Origin of the sequence: Leifsonia sp. 22587, assembly GCF_052044215.1 — a bacterium.
GTDB lineage: Bacteria > Actinomycetota > Actinomycetes > Actinomycetales > Microbacteriaceae > Leifsonia > Leifsonia shinshuensis_C.
Genome location: NZ_JBQENB010000002.1, coordinates 163,476 through 180,679, shown reverse-complemented (window position 1 = coordinate 180,679; position 17,204 = coordinate 163,476). Strand labels below are relative to the sequence as shown.

The window sequence follows — 17,204 nt, the reverse complement described above, 5'->3', positions numbered from 1 at the left end:
GTGCGGATGGAGCGGGCCGGCCTCAGGAGGCGCGGCGGGCGCGAGCGGCGCGGCGCTTGAGCGCGCGACGCTCGTCTTCGGAGAGGCCGCCCCAGACGCCCGAGTCCTGGCCGGTCTCGAGGGCGTACTGCAGGCAGATCTCCGTCACGGTGCAGCGCGCGCAGACCGCCTTGGCCTTGTCGATCTGGTCGACCGCGGGTCCGGTGTTGCCCACCGGGAAGAACAGCTCAGGGTCCGCGGTGAGGCAGGCGGCTTTGTCGCGCCAATCCATGTAGATGTGCTCCTTGTTTACTGGGGGTTCCAGGCCGAGGGGGCCATAGAATGCAGGTAAGCAGTCGGGTTGCAGGGTGCTTAGATCCGTGGGGAATCAGACCTGCCCACGACCCTGTGAGCGTTAACTCGACCGTTGAATATGGTCCCATAGCGCTTATCCCGAATCAATAGTTTTGTATGGGATAACGCTGGGAACACGAGCCGGAAACGTCAGGATGCTATAGTGCCCGACCCTCAGAACGCCCCCACCGGCGTGCCCCAGGCGGCACGCCCCGCCCGTCCGGGGTTGCTGGTCCTGCTCACCGTCATCGTCGCGCTGGAGGCGGTCCTGGTCCTGGTCCTGGCCGTCTGGCTGCTCGTGGACCTGCTCACCGTGCGACCCACGTCCTACCCGACCGCTGTCGCGATCACGGTGCTCGCGTTCCTGGCGGCCGCCTGGGCCGTCGCGACCACCGTCGGCCTGCTCCGGCGCCAGAGCTGGGCGCGTGCCTCCACCGTCACCATCCAGATCCTGCAGCTGGCGGTCGCCGTCGGCTGCTTCCAGGGCCTCTACGCCCGTCCTGACCTCGGCTGGGCGCTCCTCGTCCCCGCGGTGGTCGCCGGCGTGCTCGCCCTGACGCCGTCCGTCGTGCGGGCGACCGCACGCAACACGGAGCAACACGAATAGGCGAACACGGGAACAAGCGCGAGACTCGGATGGTTATGTCCGACATCGTGACTGATCTCTCCACACAGCTCTCAGCCTCCCCGTCCACCATCGAGCGCGCCCGCGAGCGCTGGGACGCCTGGCGCGCCGACCGCCTGCGGTCCGTGGCCGCGCCGACGGGCAACCTGGCGCTCATCGAGACCCGCTGGCTCGCCGCTGGCGACACCACGACCCCCGAGGACGCGCTCGCGGGCCGTCCGGAATCGGTCACGGCGACCGAGCTCTCCCGGCGGAGCCTGGAGACCGGCGAGGTCGAGCGCGGGATCCGCCTCTGGGACGCCGCGTCGCCCGCCATCCGCGACTTCGAGACGATCGACGTCTTCCCGTTCGACGAGAGCTGGGTGATCGAGGCCACGTTCACCCCGGTCTCCGACGACCGCACCATCCCGTTCGAGCACATCCGTGACAACGGCCTCACCCGCGACCTCGTCGTCCCGGGCGACATCACCTTCGAGCGCGACGGCGTCTCCTACACGCTGAGCGCCTTCGACGACGACGGCACCCTGCTGCTGGTCTTCGGCGACCCGAGCAACGGGGCCGACGGCGAGGACGGCACGTACGCCTCCGGCCGGTTCCTGTTCGTCGAGCACGCCGACGATCACGTCGTCCTCGACTTCAACCGCGCCTTCGTCCCGCCCTGCGGATTCTCGGACCAGTACAACTGTCCGCTGCCGCCGCGCAACAACCGGTTCCCCGTACCGGTCACTGCGGGCGAGAAGCGCGTCGTCTTCCGCGACTCGGCAGACCGCGCAGCCGCCGGCCACTGAACCCGCGCGAGAGCGCATCCCCCGTCACCACAGCACCCCACAGCACCCCCCACAGCACTGGAGAACCCGTGAGAAAGTCTTCCCTGTTCGCGACGCTCGCCGTCGGCCTGGCCTCGGCCCTCGCCCTGGCGGGCTGCGCGGGCGCGTCGTCGTCCTCCGCAGGCGGCAGCGACGCCTCGATCGCCATCGGCTCGCTCTACGAGCCCGTCAACCTCGACAACACCGCGGGCGGCGGCCAGGGCGTCACCGAGGCGCTCAACGGCAACGTCTACGAGGGCCTGTTCAAGCTCACCGACGACGGCAAGGTGGAGCCGCTGCTCGCCACGAAGTACACGACCAGCGCCGACGGCCTGACGTACACGTTCACCCTGCGCGACGGCGTGAAGTTCCACTCCGGCAAGGCTCTGACCAGCGCCGACGTGAAGCGCAGCATCGAGCGCGTGACCTCCGACGACTCGCAGTCCGCGCGCAAGTCGCAGCTCGCCGTCATCAAGGGCATCGAGACGCCCGACGACAAGACCGTGACCATCACGCTGTCCTCCCGCTCGATCTCCCTGCCGTACAACCTCAGCTACGTCTGGATCTACGGCCCGGGCACGTCGAACTACAAGACCGCCGAGGACGGCACCGGCCCCTACAAGCTGGGCACCTGGAAGCGCGGCAGCTCGCTGAGCCTGGAGCGCTGGAGCGGCTACTGGGGCGACCAGGCGACGAACAAGGAGGTGGAGTTCGACTACTTCACCGACGCGTCCGCCCTCTCCAACGCGCTGCAGACCAAGCAGGTCGATATCGTCACGAGCATCCAGAGCCCGGATGCGCTGAGCACGTTCAAGGGCAACAAGGACTACACGATCTCGGACGGCAAGTCCACGACGAAGGAGCTGCTGGCCTTCAACGACAAGGTCGCGCCGTTCGACAACGTCGAGGTGCGCAAGGCGGTCTACTCCGCCATCGACACCAAGAAGCTCCTCAACTCCATCTGGGGCGACTACGGCACGCTGATCGGCTCGATGGTCCCGCCGAGCGACCCCTGGTACGAGGACCTCACGAAGGTCAACCCGTACGACGTCAACCTCGCCAAGAAGGAGCTGGCCGAGGCCGGTTTCGCGAACGGCTTCAGCTTCACGCTGGACACCCCGACCTACGACCCGCACCCGGCGGTGGCCGAGTTCCTGAAGAGCGAGCTGGCCAAGGTGGGCATCACCGTGACGATCAACTCGATCTCGGCGGACGAGTGGTACACCAAGGTGTTCAAGAACCACGACTTCACCGCGACGCTGCAGGAGCACGTCAACGACCGTGACGTCGTCTGGTACGGAAACCCCGACTTCTACTGGGGCTACGACAACCCGCAGGTCACCAAGTGGGTCGACGAGGCCGAGCAGTCGACCACGACGGCCGAGCAGACCGCGAAGCTGAAGCAGGTCAACGAGCAGATCGCGAAGGATGCGGCCAGCGCCTGGCTGTACCTCTACCCGCAGATCGTCGTGGCCGACAGCAACGTCACCGGCTACCCGGTCAACGGGCTGAACTCGCAGTTCTACGCCTACGACATCGTCAAGAAGTAGCCGATTCCTCCACACCCCGCTCCGTATTCCACACCCTGATGCTCGGGGAGCCGACCGGCTCCCCGAGCATCTACGCTGAAACGACCATGGCTTCCTACCTGCTCCGCCGCACCGCGTTCCTCGTGGTGTCGCTGCTGCTCGCCATGGTGGTGCTGTTCTTCCTGCTGCGGGTGCTCCCGGGAGACCCGTCCAACGCCCTCCTCTCGGTCGGCGCGACCAAGGAGCAGATCGCGGCGGCGCAGCGGCAGGTGGGCAGCGACCAGCCGCTGCTGCAGCAGTTCGTCACGTGGTTCGGCAGCCTGCTGACGCTCGACCTCGGCCAGTCGTTCATCAGTTCCCTGCCCGTCGGTCCCGAGATCGCGGCCCGGCTCTCGGTGACGGTGCCGTTGACGCTGCTCTCGTTCGGGCTCGCGCTCGTGCTGGCGCTGCCCATCGGCTTCGTCGCTGCCTGGAAGGCCGACCGCTGGTACGGAGTGGCCCTGTCCGCGTTCTCGCAGCTCGGCATCGCGGTGCCGGTGTTCTGGGTCGGCATCCTGCTGGTCGACGTGTTCGCCATCACGCTCGGGTGGTTCCCCTCCGGGGGCTTCCCGCGGGACGACTGGTCCGATCCCACGGCCGCGCTCACGTCGCTCGCCCTGCCGGTCGTGACCATCGCGATCGTGATGAGCGCATCCATCTCGCGATACGTGCGGAGCGCGACGCTGGATGTGATCGGCAGCGACTACCTGCGCAACGCCCGTGCGCTGGGTTCCGGCTTCGCGCGGTCGATGTGGCGCCACGGCCTGCGCAACGGCGCCGTCCCGGTCATCTCGGTGCTCGGCATCGAGCTGGCGACGACGTTCCTCGGAGCGGTCGTGGTCGAGAGCGTGTTCACCCTGCCGGGCCTCGGCAGCATGCTGCTCAAGGCGATCGAGCAGCACGATTACCCGAACATCCAGGGCATCCTCTTCGTCTCCACGCTGCTCGTGCTCATCGTCGGGTTCCTCGCCGACATCGCGCAGCGCCTCGTCGACCCGCGGCTGCGCCGCAGCATCTCGGGCAACGCATGAGCGCGATCGTGGAGCAGGCGGCCGACACGGTCGCGCCCGAGCCGGCGAAGGGCACCCGCACCCGTGCGCGGCGCTCGGTGTCGCTCGGCATCGGACTCACGCTCGTCGGCATCGTCGTCGTGGTGGCGGTCGTCTCGTTCTTCTGGCTTCCCTACGCCCAGTCCGACACGTCGGGCACCCGGCTGGAGCAGCCGAGCGCGTCGCACTGGCTCGGCACCGACCGATTCGGACGCGACCTCCTGACGCAGCTGATGATCGGAGCGCGCATCGCGCTCGCCGTCGGCCTCGGATCCGTCGCCATCGGCGCCGTCGTCGGCATCACGCTCGGCCTGCTCGCCGCCTTCGCCACGAAGTGGCTGGACGACACCCTCTCGGCCGTGCTCGACATCCTGATCGCGTTCCCGACCCTGCTGCTCGCGATGCTGATCGTCGCCGCGCAGGGGGCGTCGCTGGGCACGGCCATCGTCGCGATCGGACTCGCGATGTCCGCGGTCGTCGCCCGGCTGACCCGCGTGCTCGCGAAACGGGTGCTCGCCCAGCAGTACGTCACGGCGGCACGAACGTCCGGGACCTCCTGGGCGGGGATCGTGGCGCGCCACATCCTGCCGAACATCTGGCCGACGCTCAGCGTCAACCTCGCCCTGCAGTTCGGCGTCGCCGTGCTGGCGGAGGCCAGCCTGTCGTACCTGGGCCTCGGCGCCCCGCCGCCGAACGCCTCGTGGGGGCGGCTGCTGCAGGAGGCGCAGGGCACGGTGTCGACGGCCCCGGCCGGCGCCATCGCACCGGGCGTCGCGCTGGTGGTGCTGGTCATCGGCGTCAACCTGGTGGCCGACGGCCTGCGCGACGTGGCGGACCCGACCCGGAGGAGGTCGCGATGAGCGGCGATCGTTCGCAGGATGCCGCCGTGGCGTCGGCCCAGGCGCCCGTGCTCGAGGTCCGCGGTCTGTCCGTGGCGACGCGCGACGGCGTGCCGCTCGTGCACGACGTGTCGTTCGAACTCGCGCCGGGGGAGCGGTTGAGCCTGATCGGGGAGTCCGGCTCGGGCAAGTCGCTGACTTCGTTCGCGCTGACCGGTCTGCTGCCGGAGGGGCTGGTGGCATCGGGCAGCATCCTGCTCGACGGCGTGCAGGTGATCGGGGCGCGCGAGCGCGACCTGGTGCCGCTGCGCGGGCGCGTGGCGTCGACCGTCTTCCAGGAGCCGCTGACCGCTCTCGACCCGCTCATGCGCCTGGGACGTCAGGTCGCGGAGCCGTTGCGCCGCCACCTCGGGCTCCGCGGCGACGCCCTCCGCCGCGCCGTGCTCGACGCCCTGGCCGAGGTCGGGCTGCCGGAGCCCGAGCGCATCGCGCGCGCGTACTCGTGGGAGATCTCCGGCGGGCAGCGCCAGCGCGTCGCCATCGCTGCGGCGCTCGCGTGCCGTCCGCGGCTGCTGATCGCCGACGAGCCGACCACGGCGCTGGATGTGACCGTGCAGGCCGACGTGCTGTCCCTGCTCGAACGGCTGGTGGCGGACCGCGGCATGTCGCTGCTCTTCGTCAGCCACGACCTCGCGGTGGTGTCGCGGATGGCGCAGCGCGCGCTGGTGCTGCGCGCGGGCCGTGTGGTCGAGGAGGGCCCGATCGCCCGGCTGCTGAGCGAGCCTCGGGAGCCGTACACGGCGGAGCTCGTCCGGAGCGCCCGCGAACTCGACGCGGCACTGGAGGTGCGATGACCGCCGTCCTGGAGCTCCGCGACGCAGGCTTCCGCTACCGTCGCGCCGCCACGCCCGCGCTCGACGCCGTCTCGTTCTCGGTCGAACCCGGACGGAGCGTCGGCCTGGTCGGCGAGTCGGGAGCGGGCAAGACGACCGCCCTCTCGCTTCTCCTCGGGCTCGCCGCGCCCACGTCCGGCGCGGTGCTGTTCGACGGCCGGCCGCTCGACCTGCGCGACCGCGAACAGCTGCGCCGCTTCCGCCGCAGCGTCCAGCCGGTCTTCCAGGACCCGTACTCGTCGCTCGACCCGCGCCAGAGCGTCGGCCGCATCGTCGGGGAGCCGCTGGCCTCGCTGCGGGTCGCGTCCGGCACGGACGCCCGCGACCGGGTCGCCCGGGCACTCGAAGCGGTCGCCCTGCCCGCCGACGCCGCGGGACGGTACCCGCACGAGTTCTCCGGCGGTCAGCGCCAGCGCATCGCGATCGCCCGCGCGATCGTTTCGCGCCCGCGGGTGCTGCTGGCGGACGAGCCGGTCAGCGCGCTCGATGTCACGACGCGCATCCAGATCATCGACCTGCTCGCGGAGCTCGCCACCGCCGAGGGGATGACCGTCGTCATGGTCTCGCACGACCTCGGCGTCGTGGCGTCGCTGTGCGCGGAGACCGTCGTGCTGCAGGGCGGCCGGGTGGTCGAGCAGGGGCGCACGGCGGAGGTGCTCGGTGCACCGCGCGACCCGTACACGCGCCGGCTGCTCGCGTCGGTGCCGCGGCTGCCGGCCTGATTACGCGTCGTGCCCGCCGCCGCCGCTACGCGTCGTGCCCGCCGCCGCCGCCGCTACGCGTCGATACCCAGCTTCTTGCGCAGCGACGCGACGTGGCCGGTCGCCTTCACGTTGTACAGCGGCAGGCGCAGCGAGCCGTCCGGATCCACCACGAACGTCGAGCGGATGACGCCCTCGACGGTCTTGCCGTAGAGCTTCTTCTCCCCGTAGGCGCCGTACGTCTTGTGCACCGCGAGGTCCTCGTCGGAGAGCAGCGGGAAGTTGAGGCCCTCCTGCTCCTGGAACTCCTTGTTGCGCGCCGGCGCATCCTTGGAGATGCCGATCACCTGGTAACCCGCCGACTTCAGCGAGTTGAGGTTGTCGCGGAAGTCGCACGCCTCCGTGGTGCAGCCCGGGGTCATCGCCGCGGGATAGAAGTACACGATCACGTTCTCGCCGGCGAAGTCGCCGAGCGACACCGTGGAGCCGTCCTGGTCGGTCAGGCTGAACGCGGGGGCCTGCTCGCCCGCTTCGAGTCGCACATCCGTCATGGCTCCATTCTGTCAGCGAACGGAGGCGTCAGCGGGCGAAGGTCAGCAGCAGCCGCTGGAGCGAGTCCAGCCTCGCACGCCCCGCCTCGCCGAGCTTGCCGGCCTCGACCGCCTCGATGATGGCGCAGTCGGGCGCGTCCGGCAGGTGGGTGCAGCCGCGCGGGCAGTCCTCGGCCAGCTCCGCGAGGTCGGTGAACGCCTTGAGGATGCTGTCCGTGTTGACGTGCCCGAGCCCGAACGAGCGGACGCCCGGGGTGTCGATCACCCAGCCGTGGCGGCCCGCCTCGTCCTCCACCCGGAGGGACACCGTGGACGACGACGTGTGCCGGCCGCGACCCGTCACCACGTTGACGTGACCGGTGGCCCGGTGCGCGCCGGGCACCAGCGCGTTCACGAGCGTCGACTTGCCGACGCCGGAGTGCCCCACCACGACCGTGTCGTGCCCGACCAGCGCCGCACGGATGTCGTGCACCGGGATGCTGTCCTCGCGGCTCGTGAAGACGGGCAGGTCCAGCCCGGCGAAGTTCTCGAGGAACGGCTCCGGGTCCGCGAGGTCGGTCTTGGTGACGCACAGCATCGGCGCGATGCCCGCGTCGTACGCCGCCACGAGGTAGCGGTCGACGAGGCGCGTGCGCGGCTCCGGATTCGCCGCCGCGACCACGATGAGCATCTGGTCGGCGTTGGCGACGATCACGCGCTCGACCTCGTCGGTGTCGTCGGCGCTGCGGCGCAGCAAGGTGGTGCGCGGCTCGATGCGGACGATCCGCGCGAGCGACCCCTCCTCGCCGGAGGTGTCACCCACGACGGCGACCCGGTCGCCGTTCACGATCGGGTTGCGGCGCAGCTCGCTCGCCCGGGCCGCGGTGATCTGCCGCTCATCGGGCGTGTCCTCGTCGAGCATCACGGTGTAGCGGCCGCGGTCGACGCCCAGCACGCGCGCGATCTGCGCATCCGCGTGGTCGGGGCGCGTCTTCGTGCGCGGACGGTTCCCCTTCGGGTTCGGACGCGAGCGGATGCTCGACTCGTCGTAGAGGTCGAACTCGTCGTCCTCGTCCTCGCCGTCCGACCACCAGGGCCCGGTGCCGTCAGTCACGCGGCTCCGTGCCCGGGTTCAGCATCCGGGTCCACAGCTCGGTGAACTGGGGGAGGGTCTTGGCGGTGGTGGCGACGTTCTCGATCTCGACGCCGGGCACGCGAAGGCCGACGATCGCACCCGCGGTCGCCATCCGGTGGTCCTCGTAGCTGCGCCAGACGCCGCCGTGCAGCGGGCGCGGCTCGATGCGCAGACCGTCCTCGAGCTCGGTCACCGCGCCGCCGAGACCGTTGATCTCCGCGGCCAGCGCCGCGAGACGGTCCGTCTCGTGGTGACGGATGTGCCCGATCCCGGTGATCTCGCTCGGCCCGTCGGCGAGGGCGGCGATCGCCACAAGAGCGGGCGCGAGTTCGCCGCCGGTGGTGAGGTCGAGCGTCACGCCGTTCGGGCGCTCCGGGCCGGTGACCGTGAGGCGGTCGCCGTCGCGGGTGACCGTCGCCCCGAACAGCGGGAGGAGGTCGGCGAGGTCGGCTCCCACCTGCGTGGTCGCGGCCGGCCAGCCGGCGAACGTCACCGTTCCGCCCGTGACGACCGCGGCCGCGAGGAACGGGGCGGCGTTCGATAGGTCGGGCTCGATGTCCACGTCGCGCGCGGCGATCGTGCCCGGCGCGACGACCCAGCGTCCGGTCGACGGCGATTCGACGGCGACCCCGCGGGCCGCCAGCGTCTCGACGGTCATCTCGATGTGCGGGAGGCTGGGCAGCCGCTCGCCCGAATGTGTGAGGTCGAGGCCGTTCTCGAAGCGGCTGGCCGACAACAGCAGAGCGCTCACGAACTGGCTGGAGCTGGACGCATCCACCTCGATCGCTCCGCCGGCGACCGTCCCGGTGCCATGGACGGTGAAGGGGAGGGATCCGCGGCCGTCGTCGTTCACGTCGACGCCGAGGGCGCGGAGGGCGGCGATGATGGCGCCCATCGGGCGGCCGCGGGCGGAGTCGTCGGCGTCGAACATCGTCGGGCCGAGGGCCAGCCCGGCGATCGGCGGGACGAAGCGCATCACCGTGCCCGCCTGGCCGCACTCGATCGTGGTGCTGCCGAGCAGCTCCTCGGCCGGGGTGACCAGCAGGTCGGCGCCGAACGCGCCGGACCCCGGCCGCTCCTCCACGCCGACGCCCAGCGCGCGGAGCGCGTCGATCATGTTGGCGCTGTCCCGGGAGTGCAGGGGCGCCCGCAGCAGGGAGGGACCGTCGGCGAGGGCCGACAGCACCAGCTCCCTCGCCGTCAGCGACTTGGAGCCGGGGAGCGAGACCGTCGCCGTCACGGGACCGGCCGCAACCGGAGCGGGCCACAGCGTGTTCGGCTCGTCGGCGCGGTTGTCGCCGTACGGGTCGAAGTCCGGAGCGGAATATTTCGAGATCAGCATTGTTGTCAAGATTATCCGTGATCGCACCAGCCGGAAGGGAATCATCCATGGCCGCCACCGCTCTGCTCGACGCTCCGAGCGTCCTCGCAGACGACGAGCGCGACCTGGACGACCGCTGGGGCGCTCTGCGGGCGTCCGAACTAGACTGGCCGGTGATGAGCACCGAGACCGAGGATACGGGCAGCCTCTTCGAGGAGCAGGCCCTGCCCTTCATGGATCAGCTGTACGCGGCTGCCCTGCGGATGACGCGGAACCCGTCCGACGCGCAGGACCTCGTACAGGAGACGTTCGTGAAGGCGTACGCGGCCTTCAACCAGTTCCAGCAGGGCACCAACCTGAAGGCCTGGCTGTACCGCATCCTCACCAACACGTTCATCAACACGTACCGCAAGAAGCAGCGCGAGCCCTACCAGGGGACGATCGACGAGCTCGAGGACTGGCAGCTCGGCGGAGCCGAGTCGATGTCGTCGTCGTCGAGCCGCTCGGCCGAGGCCGAGGCGATCGACCACCTGCCGGACAGCGCCGTCAAGGACGCGCTGCAGGCCATCCCGGAGGACTTCCGGCTGGCCGTGTACCTCGCCGATGTCGAAGGGTTCTCCTACCAGGAGATCGCCGACATCATGAAGACCCCGATCGGCACCGTGATGAGCCGCCTGCACCGCGGCCGTCGCATGCTGCGGGAGCTTCTGACCGACTACGCGCACGAGCGCGGGCTCTCCGCCGTTCAGGGAGACCGGGCCGTGCAGACCACCAGGAGCAAAAAATGACGGACTGCGGCTGCGAGAAGGCGAAGGCCGAACTCGAGGAGTACCTGCGCAACGAACTGTGCAGCGAGGATGCTGCCGACGTGCGCGAGCACCTGGCGAACTGCGCCGGATGCTCCGACGAGGCGCACCTCAACGTGGTGCTGACCGAGGTGGTGCAGCGGGCGTGCAAGGAGACGGCGCCCGAGACGCTGCGCACCGAGGTGCTGCTGCGCATCCGCTCCTTCCAGGCGACCGTCCACTAGGCCCGTTCGCCTGGCGCGGGGCACGCTAAGCCGCGGAGCCCGACCCGACTTCGTGGAGGAAGAAGAGCCCTCCGAGCGGGTCGGTGGCCTGCGCGAAGCGGCCGAACTCGCTGTCCCACGGATCGCGGATGACGGTCCCGCCGAGTTCGACGACCCGCCGCGCGGCCGCTGCCGCGTCGGTCACGCCGAAGTAGACGACCCAGTGGGAGGGGACGCCCTCCGGCAGCATCCCGTTCGCGTCGAAGACGCCGCCGCTCGGGGAGTCCGGGTCGCCGAAGGTCGAATAGCGGAAGTCGGCGGTGTCGCCGAGCACCTGCGTCGTCCAGCCGAAGACCTTCGTGTAGAAGTCGACCTGCGCCCGGAAGTCGCGCGCATACAGCTCGTGCCAGGCCGGCGCTCCCACCTCGGCGACGAGGTCGAAGCCCCGGTGCTGCTCGGGATCCCACAGGCCGACCACCGCGCCTCCGGGATCGGCGATGACGGCCATCCGCCCCTGCTCGCCGACGAGCATGGTCGGAGCGATCACCTGCGCGCCCGCGCGCAGCGCAGCGTGCTCCGTCTGCGCGGCGTCCTCCACCAGGAGGTACGTCAGCCAGTTGTCGCCCGCTCCGTCGCCCATCACGGGGCCGAGCCCGGCCACCGCGCGGCCGTCGCGCCGGAACGTGACGTAGCCGCCGTACTCCTCGCCCGCGGTGTCGGCCGTCCAGCCGAAGAGCGCGCTGTAGAAGTCGCGCGCGCGGGGCACATCGGTGCTCGAGTAGTCGACCCAGCAGGGCTCTCCGAGGCGGTGGTTCGTCACGACGGTCATGGGCTCAAACTACGCCGTACGGCACGTGACACGCGAGAGAGCCCCCGGTCCGATCGGACCGGGGGCTCTCGTCGTTGCGGGAGCGCCGCCTACAGCGTCAGCGCGCGCTGGATGAGCACCGACTGCTCCTGCGCGTGGCGCTTCGCCGAGCCGGCGGCCGGCGACGCCGACGGCGGACGCGAGACGACGCCGAGCGGGCGCGGGCCGAGCTTGGAGGTCTCCAGGATCATGAACGGCCAGGCGCCCTGGTTCTCGGGCTCGTCCTGCACCCACACCAGTTCGGCGTTGGGGTAGGAGTCGACGACCGCCTTCAGCTCGGCGCCGGGCAGCGGGTAGTACTGCTCGACCCGCACCAGGGCGATCTCCGGGTTCGGATTCTTCTCCAGCTCGTTGAGGAGGTCGTAGTAGAGCTTCCCGGCGAGCAGCAGGACGCGCTTCACGGCGCCCTTGTCGCTGATCCGCTGGTCGTCGATCACCGGCTCGAAGCGGCCGCTCGTGAAGTCCTCGACGTTGCTGGACGCTCCGCGCAGACGCAGCATCGCCTTAGGGGTGAAGACGACCAGCGGCCGGCGCGGACGCGCGTACGCCTGGCGGCGCAGCAGGTGGAAGTACGACGCGGGGGTCGACGGACGGGCGACGGTCATGTTGTTCTCGGCGCACAGCTGCAGGTACCGCTCGATGCGGGCGCTCGAGTGGTCCGGCCCCTGGCCCTCGTAGCCGTGGGGGAGGAGCAGCACCAGCGACGAGCGCTGGCCCCACTTCTGCTCGGCCGAGGAGATGAACTCGTCGATGATGATCTGGGCGCCGTTGGCGAAGTCGCCGAACTGGGCCTCCCACAGCACCAGCGCATCGGCCCGCTCCACCGAGTAGCCGTACTCGAAGCCCATCGCCGCGTACTCGCTCAGCAGCGAGTCGTAGATCCAGAACTTGGCCTGGTTGTCGCTGAGGTTCGCGAGCGGCAGCCACTCCTGGCCGTTGACCCGGTCGTGCAGCACGGCGTGGCGCTGCACGAACGTGCCACGGCGAGCGTCCTGGCCGGCGAGGCGCACCGGGGTGCCCTCGACCAGCAGCGAACCGAGGGCGAGCAGCTCGCCGAAGCCCCAGTCGACGCCACCGTTGCGGCTCATCTCGCTGCGCTTGTTGAGCAGCTGCTGCAGCTTCGGGTGCACCGTGAAGCCGGCGGGCGGGTTGTTGAACGCGTCGCCGATCATGTGGATGACCTGCTCGCTGACCGCGGTCGTCTCCGGCTCGCCGACGTTGTCGTTGACGTCCGACTGCACCGGCTTCTCGAGGTCGGCGGAGCTGTCGGCGTCGATCACGGGCGTCGAGTTGGTCTGCGCCGCGTGCGTCTCCATGAAGGCGCGCTCCAGGCGGTCCTGGAAGTCGCGGTGCGCCTGCTCGTACTCCTCCTCGGTGATGTCGCCGCGGCCGACCAGGGCCTCGGTGTAGAGGCGGCGGACCGAGCGCTTGGCCTCGATGAGGCTGTACATCAGCGGCTGGGTCATCGACGGGTCGTCGCCCTCGTTGTGCCCGCGACGGCGGTAGCAGACGAGGTCGATGACCACGTCGCGCTTGAACTCCTGGCGGTACGCGAAGGCGATCTCCGCGACCCGCACGACGGCCTCGGGGTCGTCGCCGTTCACGTGGAAGATCGGCGCCTGGATGGTCTTCGCCACGTCGGTCGAGTAGACCGAGCTGCGGCCCTCGCCGGGGGGCGTGGTGAAGCCGACCTGGTTGTTGATGTTGACGTGGATGGTGCCGCCGGTCTTGTAGGCGCGCAGCTGCGACATCTGCATCTGCTCGACCACGATGCCCTGGCCGGCCATCGCCGCGTCGCCGTGGATGAGGATCGGCAGCGTCAGGAAGGTGCCCGCCGGGCGGCGGTCCTGCTTGGCGCGGACGATGCCCTCCAGGACGCCGTCGACGGCCTCCAGGTGCGACGGGTTCGCCGCGAGGTAGACGGGGATCTCCTCGCCGCCGGCGCCCTTGAAGGTGCCCTCGGTGCCCAGGTGGTACTTGACGTCGCCGGAGCCCTGCACGGTGCGCGGGTCCTGCGTCCCCTCGAACTCGCGGAAGATCTGGCCGTACGTCTTGCCGGCGATGTTCGTCAGCACGTTGAGGCGGCCGCGGTGCGCCATGCCGATGGCGACCTCGTCCATGCCGGCCTCGGCCGCGCCCTGCAGGATCGCGTCGAGCAGGGCGATGGTGGACTCGCCGCCCTCCAGGCTGAACCGCTTCTGGCCGACGTACTTGGTCTGCAGGAAGGTCTCGAATGCCTCCGCCTCGTTCAGCTTGCCGAGGATGCGCAGCTGCTCGTCGTGGGTTGGCTTCTCGTACGGGCGCTCCAGCTTGTCCTGGAACCACTTGCGCTGGGCCGGGTCCTGGATGTGCATGTACTCGATGCCGACCGTGCGGCAGTAGGAGTCGCGGAGCACGCCGAGGATGTCGCGCAGCTTCATCTTGCGCTTGTCGCCGCCGAACTGGCCGGTGACGAACTCGCGGTCGAGGTCCCAGAACGTGAGGCCGTGGTTCTCGATCTCGAGGTCGGGGTGCGAGCGCTGCTTGTACTCGAGCGGGTCGATGTCGGCCATCAGGTGGCCGCGCACGCGGAACGAGTTGATGAGCTCCTGGACGCGGGCGGTCTTGTCGACGGCGCTGGCCAGGTCGACGCTGATGTCCGGGTTCCAGTGGATCGGCATGTACGGGATGCGCAGCTCGGCGAAGATGTCCTCGTAGAAGTTGCGCTTGCCGATCAGCATCTCGTGCACGATCTTGAGGAACTCGCCCGAACCGGCGCCCTGGATGACGCGGTGGTCGTAGGTGCTCGTCAGCGTGATCGTCTTGCCGATCGCGAGGCCGGCGAGCGTCTTCTCGCTGGAGCCCTGGAACTCGGCCGGGTACTCGAGGGCGCCGGCGCCGATGATGCAGCCCTGGCCCTTCATGAGACGCGGGACCGAGTGCACGGTGCCGATACCGCCCGGGTTGGTGAGCGAGATCGTGGTGCCGGCGAAGTCGCCCGCGGCCAGCTTGTTGTTGCGGGCCTTGCTCACCAGCTCCTCGTACGCGGCGAGGTAGTCGCCGAAGCGCATGGTGTCGGCGCGCTTGATGCTCGGCACGAGGAGGGCGCGCGTCCCGTCGGGCTTCGGCAGGTCGATCGCGATGCCGAGGTTGATGTGCGCCGGGGCGACGACGGACGGCTTGCCGTCGACCTCCTCGTAGTAGACGTTCTGGCTCGGGAACTCCTTGAGCGCCTGGATGAGCGCCCAGCCGATGAGGTGGGTGAAGGAGACCTTGCCGCCGCGGGCGCGCTTCAGGTGGTTGTTGATGACGATGCGGTTGTCGATCATCAGCTTCGCCGGGATGGTGCGGACGCTGGTCGCCGTCGGGACGGTGAGCGACGCATCCATGTTGGTGGCGAGCGTCTTGGACATGCCGCGCAGCGGCGTGATCTTGTCCTCTTCCGCCGCCTCGAGGGTCGCGTTGGGCGCGGTGACCGGGGCGTCGGCCGGAACGGGCTGGGGCTTCGGAGCGACGGACGTGGTGCGCGCGACGGGCTGCTGGCCGATCACCGGGATGGGCGTGGTGACGGGCTTCGGCTCGTTCGGGTGGGGCTCGGGGGCGCCGCCCGCGGGCGACACCGGAGTCGTCGGCGACGCCGGCGTGGTCGGCTCGGACGGACTCGGGACGGTCGGCTCGGCCGGGCTCGGAGCCGTGGGCTCGGAGGGGGTCGGGGCGCTGGGCTCCGACGGCGTCGGAGCGGGGGTCTCATCCGGCGACGGGGTGGAGTCGTCCGGCACGGCCGGGTGGTAGTTCTCGAGGATCGGCCACCAGGATTTGTCGACCGAGTTCTTGTCCTGGACGAACTGCTCGTACAGCTCGTCCACCAGCCACTCGTTGGCTCCGAATTCGCCCGAGGAGCCGTCTTCGGTCCCTACTCCGGTCAACTGGCTCGACACAGCCGATCGCCCACTCTCTTCGTTGATTCGTCCTGTCCGGGCGGCGTTCGACCACCCGCTTCCATCCGATCCTCAAGCCTAATCCCATCGATACTCCGGTGCAGGCGCTCAGCCGAGCGGGATAGCGTTATTCCCATGCAGTTCTATGGAACATCGCCGCGCCACGACCTCACCTACTCCGACGTGTTCCTCGTGCCGTCGCGCTCCGACGTCACGAGCCGTCTCGACGTGTCCCTCGCCCCCAACGACGGCACCGGTGCGACCATCCCGATCGTCTCCGCGAACATGAACTCGGTGACCGGCAAGCGGCTCGCCGCCACCCTCGCGCGCCGCGGCGGTCTCGGAGTGCTGCCGCAGGACATGCACCTGCAGGACCTCGACGAGGCGATCCGCTGGGTGAAGGCCCAGCCGGTCGCGTTCGACACCCCGTACGACGCCCGCCCGGAGGAGTCCGTGGCCGACGTGCTGCGCCGCATCCCGCCGGTGGAGGGCCACGGCATCGTGGTGAGCGACTCGACGGGCGCGTACCTCGGCTGCCTCGCGGCCGTGCAGCTCGGCTCGGCCCTGCCGGACGCCCGCATCGGAGACCTGCTGCACGGGGCGCTCACCTCCCTCGACGCGGAGGACCTCACCGACGGCCGGGCTGCCTTCCAGGTGATGGATGCGGCGGGGCTCGAGTTCGCCCCGGTGCTCGACCACGGCCGCGTGGTCGGGACGCTGTCGAAGCGCAGTGCGCTGCGCTCCACCATCTACACGCCCGCCCTCGACTCCCACGGCCGCCTGCGCGTCGCCGCCGCGGTCGGCATCAACGGCGATGTCGCGGGCAAGGCGAAGGCGCTCGCGGCCGCGGGCGTCGACGTGCTCGTCATCGACACGGCGCATGGCGACCAGGACGGCATGATCCGCGCCATCCGCATCGTCAAGGAGCTCGGCCTCGGCCTGCCGATCGTCGCGGGCAACGTCGTGACCGAGCAGGCGGTGCGCGACCTCGTCGCGGCGGGCGCGGACATCCTCAAGGTCGGTGTCGGTCCCGGCGCCATGTGCACCACGCGCATGATGACCGCGGTCGGGCGTCCGCAGTTCTCCGCGGTGCTCGAGACCAGCGCCGCGGCACGCGAGCTCGGCGCCCACGTCTGGGCCGACGGCGGGGTGCGCTACCCGCGCGACGTCGCGCTGGCGCTCGCCGCGGGCGGCGCCTCCGTGATGATCGGGTCCTGGTTCGCCGGCACGATCGAGGCCCCCGGGCAGCTCGACCGGGATGCGAAGGGGGCGCTGTACAAGGAGAGCTGGGGCATGGCGTCCACCAAGGCGGTCAAGGGCCGGTTCGAGCGGCTCGACGCCTACGAGCTCGCCCGCAAGGAGCTCTTCGCCGAGGGCATCTCCAGCTCGCGCATCTACCTGGACCCGCTGCGTCCGTCGGTCGAGGACCTGCTCGACATGATCACCACGGGCGTCCGCAGCTCCTTCACCTACGCGGGCGCACGGTTGCTGGCCGAGTTCCACGAGCGCGCGCTCGTCGGCATCCAGTCGGCGGCCGGGTACGAGGAGGGCAAGGCGCTCCCCGTCAGCTGGTAGCCCCGCCCGCCCCGTCCCCATGCGCGCGACTGCGG

16 protein-coding genes are annotated in these 17,204 nt (G+C 70.2%); 10 read left to right on the top strand and 6 right to left on the bottom strand.

All coding sequences use genetic code 11. The annotated features are described in order from the left end of the window. Positions 1–22: 22 nt before the first annotated feature. Entirely contained in the window at positions 23–271 is a 249-nt protein-coding gene (locus tag ACTJI1_RS08875; protein ID WP_018190103.1) for a WhiB family transcriptional regulator, read from the bottom strand. A gap of 225 nt (positions 272–496) precedes the next feature. Here ACTJI1_RS08875 and ACTJI1_RS08870 point away from each other — a divergent pair, with 225 nt between their 5' ends. The 7 genes from ACTJI1_RS08870 (at position 497) to ACTJI1_RS08840 (ending at position 6,835) form a co-directional block, all read left to right on the top strand. Then, positions 497–940, top strand: coding sequence for a hypothetical protein (locus ACTJI1_RS08870; protein ID WP_440742341.1), 444 nt, complete (start codon positions 497–499; stop codon positions 938–940). Between the two features lie 35 nt (positions 941–975). Beyond that, complete coding sequence (locus ACTJI1_RS08865; RefSeq protein ID WP_440742340.1) at positions 976–1,746, top strand: DUF1684 domain-containing protein; 771 nt, start codon at positions 976–978, stop codon at positions 1,744–1,746. Between the two features lie 68 nt (positions 1,747–1,814). After that, a complete protein-coding gene (locus ACTJI1_RS08860; protein ID WP_440742339.1) occupies positions 1,815–3,314 on the top strand; it encodes an ABC transporter substrate-binding protein in 1,500 nt (499 codons plus the stop codon). Positions 3,315–3,400: 86 nt separating this feature from the next. Next, the gene (locus ACTJI1_RS08855) at positions 3,401–4,363 is read left to right on the top strand and encodes an ABC transporter permease (RefSeq protein ID WP_440742338.1); all 963 of its coding nucleotides are present in this window, start codon (positions 3,401–3,403) and stop codon (positions 4,361–4,363) included. Beyond that, positions 4,360–5,241, top strand: coding sequence for an ABC transporter permease (locus ACTJI1_RS08850; RefSeq protein WP_310134772.1), 882 nt, complete (start codon positions 4,360–4,362; stop codon positions 5,239–5,241). The genes ACTJI1_RS08855 and ACTJI1_RS08850 overlap by 4 nt, the downstream gene beginning before the upstream one ends. Then, positions 5,238–6,074 carry an ATP-binding cassette domain-containing protein gene (locus tag ACTJI1_RS08845; protein ID WP_440742337.1) on the top strand — a complete coding sequence of 279 codons (837 nt, stop codon included), beginning with the start codon at positions 5,238–5,240 and terminating at the stop codon, positions 6,072–6,074. Before ACTJI1_RS08850 ends, ACTJI1_RS08845 begins: the two co-directional genes overlap by 4 nt. Further along, a complete protein-coding gene (locus tag ACTJI1_RS08840; RefSeq protein WP_440742336.1) occupies positions 6,071–6,835 on the top strand; it encodes an ABC transporter ATP-binding protein in 765 nt (254 codons plus the stop codon). Before ACTJI1_RS08845 ends, ACTJI1_RS08840 begins: the two co-directional genes overlap by 4 nt. A gap of 53 nt (positions 6,836–6,888) precedes the next feature. Here ACTJI1_RS08840 and bcp read toward each other — a convergent pair whose 3' ends face one another. Genes bcp through aroA form a run of 3 tightly spaced genes read right to left on the bottom strand, consistent with a single transcriptional unit; the run spans position 6,889 to position 9,821 of the window. After that, on the bottom strand, positions 6,889–7,365 hold the full coding sequence (gene bcp, locus ACTJI1_RS08835) for a thioredoxin-dependent thiol peroxidase (protein WP_440742335.1): 477 nt from the start codon (positions 7,363–7,365) through the stop codon (positions 6,889–6,891). Positions 7,366–7,393: 28 nt separating this feature from the next. Next, positions 7,394–8,458 (bottom strand): ribosome small subunit-dependent GTPase A, encoded by a 1,065-nt coding sequence (gene rsgA / locus ACTJI1_RS08830; protein ID WP_440742334.1) that lies wholly within the window; start codon positions 8,456–8,458, stop codon positions 7,394–7,396. After that, positions 8,451–9,821 (bottom strand): 3-phosphoshikimate 1-carboxyvinyltransferase, encoded by a 1,371-nt coding sequence (aroA, locus tag ACTJI1_RS08825; protein WP_440742333.1) that lies wholly within the window; start codon positions 9,819–9,821, stop codon positions 8,451–8,453. The genes rsgA and aroA overlap by 8 nt, the downstream gene beginning before the upstream one ends. Positions 9,822–9,868: 47 nt before the next feature. Here aroA and ACTJI1_RS08820 point away from each other — a divergent pair, with 47 nt between their 5' ends. Both ACTJI1_RS08820 and ACTJI1_RS08815 read left to right on the top strand, forming a co-directional pair. After that, positions 9,869–10,588: a sigma-70 family RNA polymerase sigma factor gene (locus ACTJI1_RS08820; protein WP_396427100.1), complete on the top strand. Its 720-nt coding sequence runs from the start codon at positions 9,869–9,871 to the stop codon at positions 10,586–10,588. Next, the gene (locus tag ACTJI1_RS08815) at positions 10,585–10,830 is read left to right on the top strand and encodes a zf-HC2 domain-containing protein (protein ID WP_175336723.1); all 246 of its coding nucleotides are present in this window, start codon (positions 10,585–10,587) and stop codon (positions 10,828–10,830) included. Before ACTJI1_RS08820 ends, ACTJI1_RS08815 begins: the two co-directional genes overlap by 4 nt. A 25-nt stretch (positions 10,831–10,855) precedes the next feature. Here the strand turns inward: ACTJI1_RS08815 and ACTJI1_RS08810 are convergent, their stop codons facing one another. Together ACTJI1_RS08810 and ACTJI1_RS08805 are read right to left on the bottom strand one after the other, a co-directional pair. Beyond that, the gene (locus tag ACTJI1_RS08810; protein WP_440742332.1) at positions 10,856–11,638 is read right to left on the bottom strand and encodes a VOC family protein; all 783 of its coding nucleotides are present in this window, start codon (positions 11,636–11,638) and stop codon (positions 10,856–10,858) included. Positions 11,639–11,727: 89 nt separating this feature from the next. Beyond that, positions 11,728–15,594, bottom strand: coding sequence for a multifunctional oxoglutarate decarboxylase/oxoglutarate dehydrogenase thiamine pyrophosphate-binding subunit/dihydrolipoyllysine-residue succinyltransferase subunit (locus ACTJI1_RS08805; protein ID WP_440742331.1), 3,867 nt, complete (start codon positions 15,592–15,594; stop codon positions 11,728–11,730). Between the two features lie 135 nt (positions 15,595–15,729). Here ACTJI1_RS08805 and ACTJI1_RS08800 point away from each other — a divergent pair, with 135 nt between their 5' ends. After that, positions 15,730–17,169, top strand: coding sequence for a GuaB1 family IMP dehydrogenase-related protein (locus ACTJI1_RS08800; protein WP_440742330.1), 1,440 nt, complete (start codon positions 15,730–15,732; stop codon positions 17,167–17,169). The last annotated feature ends 35 nt before the right edge of the window (positions 17,170–17,204 follow it).